Annotated in this window: 5 protein-coding genes; 3 read left to right on the forward strand and 2 right to left on the reverse strand. The window is 63.2% G+C overall.

The features are described from left to right. Positions 1-168 precede the first annotated feature (168 nt). From ABZE94_RS20815 to ABZE94_RS20825, 3 genes are all read left to right on the forward strand, one after another. Positions 169-1440: a nitrate/nitrite transporter gene (locus ABZE94_RS20815; protein ID WP_372878044.1), complete on the forward strand. Its 1272-nt coding sequence runs from the start codon at positions 169-171 to the stop codon at positions 1438-1440. Between the two features lie 258 nt (positions 1441-1698). Beyond that, positions 1699-2007 carry an I78 family peptidase inhibitor gene (locus ABZE94_RS20820; RefSeq protein WP_372878046.1) on the forward strand — a complete coding sequence of 103 codons (309 nt, stop codon included), beginning with the start codon at positions 1699-1701 and terminating at the stop codon, positions 2005-2007. A gap of 98 nt (positions 2008-2105) precedes the next feature. Beyond that, positions 2106-3023: a LysR substrate-binding domain-containing protein gene (locus ABZE94_RS20825; RefSeq protein WP_372878048.1), complete on the forward strand. Its 918-nt coding sequence runs from the start codon at positions 2106-2108 to the stop codon at positions 3021-3023. A 63-nt stretch (positions 3024-3086) separates the two neighbouring features. On the opposite strand, the gene madM is transcribed toward ABZE94_RS20825, so the two are convergent. Then, on the reverse strand, positions 3087-3851 hold the full coding sequence (gene madM, locus ABZE94_RS20830; RefSeq protein WP_372878050.1) for a malonate transporter subunit MadM: 765 nt from the start codon (positions 3849-3851) through the stop codon (positions 3087-3089). Between the two features lie 5 nt (positions 3852-3856). After that, positions 3857-4001: malonate transporter subunit MadL (locus ABZE94_RS20835; RefSeq protein ID WP_372878052.1), on the reverse strand; the 145-nt coding region annotated here is incomplete at its 5' end.

Raw genomic sequence — 4001 nt, forward strand, 5'->3', positions numbered from 1 at the left:
CCCGGGTATGCCTTCATCAAAACTCACTCACGCCCCCTTTTGATGTGAGGCCCGCATGGATATCAACGCATTTACTTTCGAGCATCGATGGGCTGTCATCGCACGGCAGCGTGGCTGCCAAGAGCCAAAAAGGTCGGGAATCCTTGATCCTTGTCTCGCGGAGGCCGGATGAAGTCTCTTTCCAGCACTGGGTTTGCGCTATTCGGTGCAGCGCTGGTTGCGATCAGTTTCGGGCTCGCGCGCTTCGCTTTCGGCTTGTTCGTGCCCCCTATCCGCACTGAACTCGAACTGACGCCGTACGCGATCGGCATCATCGGCGCGCTGCCGCTTATCAGTTTCTTGCTGGCCACGCTGGTTGCGCCTTTTGCTGCCGACCGCCTCGGTGCCCGTTACACGGCGATGCTGTCCGGTGGGTTCGCCGTCGGCGGCCTGGCGCTGATCAGCCAGTCCTCTAGCGCGCTGTCGCTCGGTGTGGGTGTGTTCGCCTGCGGCATCTGCACCGGCCTGATGATGCCGGCGCTCACTGCCGCCATGCAGGCACTGGTCAAGCGCTCGCTGCACGGTCGAGTAAGCGCGGTCATGAATGCGGGTACCAGCATCGGTGTGGCAGTTGCCGTACCGGCGGTTCTGTTCCTGGCCAGCGCTTGGCGTTTCGCCTACGTATCCTTTGCCGTCCTGGCGGGCATCGGAGTAGTTGCCGCGTGGTACTTCATTCCCTCGGTGTCGCGGATCACGCCGGCGAACGCTGCGCCGCCACCGCCGATCAACGCCCTGCAGTGGTCGCGTCTGTTCAGGCTCTCGCTGTTTGCATTCGCGATGGGCTTCGTCTCTTCCGCGTACTGGATCTTCGCGCCCGATCTAGTGGTCACCCTCGGTGCCCTCCCGCCCAGCGCAACCGGGTGGCTGTGGCTAGCGGTTGGCATTGCCGGCCTCGGAGGCGCCGTGGTGGCCGACCTGGCCGATCGCAACAACCCACCCATCACGCACGCTCTGATGCTGATGATGCTGTGCGTTAGCCTGGCATTGCTAGCTGCCAGCCCAGGGCAACTGGTACTCACGGTATTTTCCGCGCTGGTCTTCGGCCTGGCCTACATGAGCCTGACGGGGCTCTATCTGATGACCGGCATCCGTCTGCTGCCGGGCCGATTGTCGATGGGACCGGTACTGCCATTCATGGCCGTCGCGCTCGGCCAGGCGGCCGGCTCGCCCGTCGTCGGCGCGCTGGTAAATGAATTCGGCTACGCCGATGCGTTTGCCATGTTCTCAGCGATCGGCATCCTGGTGGCAATCTTGTCGCCGCTGTACCCGCGCTACATTGACCATGTGCTCGAAGAGGAAGTCGAGGGCGAAACCGGCCTCCAGGCGGCGTTCGATCACCAGTTGCAGGACGCCGAAGGCGAGCCGCTGGACGCCATCGAGGTAGAGGCTGAAAAAACGTAGCCGGCACGGAAAATCAGAAAATCCGGCACATCCACCAGGTTAGTCGTTGGGGGTCGCGGCGCATGAAATCTGGACCGGGCGCGGGTACTGAGCCACAGCCAAGTGGCTGGCAGAGTGATAATGATCGGCGCTATCGCGTTGCTGGCTATTCGTAACCGGACATAAGCCGCATTGATCCCCATGCCAAGGAACAGACGCGTCGGATCAACAGCTATCAATTCAGCGCGCCGCCCAGGCGCCCGACCCAAGGACTACAACATGTACCGCAAACGACTCCCCTGCACCCTGGCCCTGCTCGCCGTACTGGCCGGTTGCAGCTCGGTAGACGGCAGCAAGACACCGCCACCACCCGCCAACCCCAACGGCGCCTGTAACGCCGACTTGGTGCAAGGCATGCTGGGCGAGACCGCGACCGCCGAACAGGTTGAACAGGCGCGCCAGCAGGCCGGCGCGCGCAGCGTTCGCGTACTCGCCCCCGGCGATGCGGTGACCCTGGAATACAACTCGCGGCGCCTGAATATCGATATCGACGAGGCCGAAGTGATCCAGCGGATCAGCTGCGGCTGAACCCTTAACCCTCGCCCGCACCAATAGTCAAAGGCCGAGAGCGTGTGCCGCGCCAATACGGCACAATCGCCCCCCGCACTGCCCGAGCCGACCGCACCATGCTGATAGACGAAGAGTTGACCCTGAAGAAGCTGGAAATCTTTCTGGGCTTTATGCGTAGCGGCAACCTGGCGCGGGCGGCGGCCGATCTGGAGACCAGCTCGGTCAGCGTGCATCGCGCCATTCATTCGCTGGAAAGCGCCCTGCGCTGCCCGCTGTTCAAGCACGAGGGGCGCAACCTGATCCCGTTGAAAAGTGCCTATGTGCTGGAAGAGCGGGCGCTGAAGCTGGTCCAGGAGGTGCTCGACAGCGTGCGCCTGACCCGCGAGGCGGCAGGTTTCAGCGCCGAGCGCTTCAAGCTTGGCGCGCTCTATTCGTTGACGGTGAAGACCGTGCCGCAGCTGATCATGGGCCTGAAGATTAGGCGCAGCGAGCTGAACATCGACCTGATCCTCGGCTCCAACGTCGACCTGCAATTCAAGCTGAAGAACATGGAACTGGACGCCATCCTGGTGGCGCTCAACGACAGCATCAACGACCCGGATTGCGCGCAGCTGCCGTTGTTCTCCGATGACATCTTCCTCGCCGTGCCGGTGGATTCGCCCTTTGCCCAACAAGCCGAGGTGGACCTGAGCGACCTGCGCGAGGCCACGTTCATTACCCTCAGCCAAGGCTTCGCCACCCACCAGGACGGTGCGCGGGTATTCCAGCAGGCGGGCTTCGAGCCGAAGGTGGCGATGCAGGTGAACGACATCTTCACCCTGCTCAGCATGGTCAGCTCGGGCGTCGGTTACGCCCTGCTGCCGGGACGCATCGCCGCGGTGTATGAGAACCGCGTGAAGCTGATTCCGCTGCGGGCCAAGTACCACCTGCAGCAGCATATCGGCGTGGTGTTTCTGAAAGCCAAGGAGCGCGACCCGAACCTGCTCGCGCTGTTGGCCGAATGCCGGATGTACAGCCTCAGGCATCAGGCCTGAAACGCCAGGTGGGCTGAGCGAAGCGCCCAACCCACCCGACGTTATCCATCCGCTAGCGAAGGCTCAGCCCATCAGCCCGCGCATGATGAAGAACAGCAGCGACGGCCCGAGCAGGCAACCCAGGGCGGTGTAGAACGCCGCAGTCAGGCAGCCGTAGGGAACCAGCTTCGGATCGGTCGCCGCCAGGCCGCCAGCGACGCCGCTGGAGGTGCCGATCAGGCCACCGAAGATCACCGCACTGCGCGGGTTGTTCAAGCCGATAAAGGGCGCCACGAAGGGCGTCGCGATCATCACCAGGATGGCCTTGACCAGGCCGGCGGCGATCGACAGCGCCATCACTTCCGAACTGGCGCCAATCGCCGCACCGGTCACCGGGCCAACGATATAGGTCACCGCGCCGGTGCCGATGGTGGTCAGGCTGACCGCATCGGTGTAGCCGAAGGCCATGGCCACGCCGACCCCGGCAATAAAGGAGGTGCCCACGCCGACGAACAGTGCCAGCACCCCGGCAAAGCCCGCGCGTTTCAGCTCTTCGACGCTGACGCCAAAGCCGGTGGCGACAATCGCGAAGTCGCGCAGCATGGAGCCACCGAGCAGACCTATCCCGGCAAACAGCGGGATATCCACCAGGCCCTTGGTCCCGCCGGTGTAGGCACCGCCGATATAGGACAGCAGCAGGCCCAGCAGGATGGCAATCGCCGAACCGTGCAGGCGACCTTTGGTGAAGGTATCTGAGATCCAGTAGGACACCCACATGGTCAGGCCGATGATGGCGAAGCCGCTGATCAGGCTGTAGCTGGTGAATACTTTCATCAAGGATTCGTACATGGCGATCACCGTGGCAATTTGGTCAGGGGGGGAGTTTCGTGCGCTTCAGGCTTGGGTTGCCCGATACGACTCAGCACTGGCACCAGGGCAAATGCCAGGACCACCGCCAGGGTGCCGGCGATAATCGCCATAGGCCCGCCACTGAGGGCG

It is taken from the genome of Pseudomonas sp. (genome assembly GCF_041601375.1).
Classification (GTDB): domain Bacteria; phylum Pseudomonadota; class Gammaproteobacteria; order Pseudomonadales; family Pseudomonadaceae; genus Aquipseudomonas.

What these genes read in the sequence shown, in the direction of transcription:
- ABZE94_RS20820 (WP_372878046.1), top strand. Translation starts at nt 1,699, where the DNA reads ATGTACCGCAAACGACTCCCCTGCACCCTGGCCCTGCTCGCCGTACTG.
- madM (WP_372878050.1), bottom strand. Translation starts at nt 3,851, where the DNA reads ATGTACGAATCCTTGATGAAAGTATTCACCAGCTACAGCCTGATCAGC.
- ABZE94_RS20825 (WP_372878048.1), top strand. Translation starts at nt 2,106, where the DNA reads ATGCTGATAGACGAAGAGTTGACCCTGAAGAAGCTGGAAATCTTTCTG.
- ABZE94_RS20815 (WP_372878044.1), top strand. Translation starts at nt 169, where the DNA reads ATGAAGTCTCTTTCCAGCACTGGGTTTGCGCTATTCGGTGCAGCGCTG.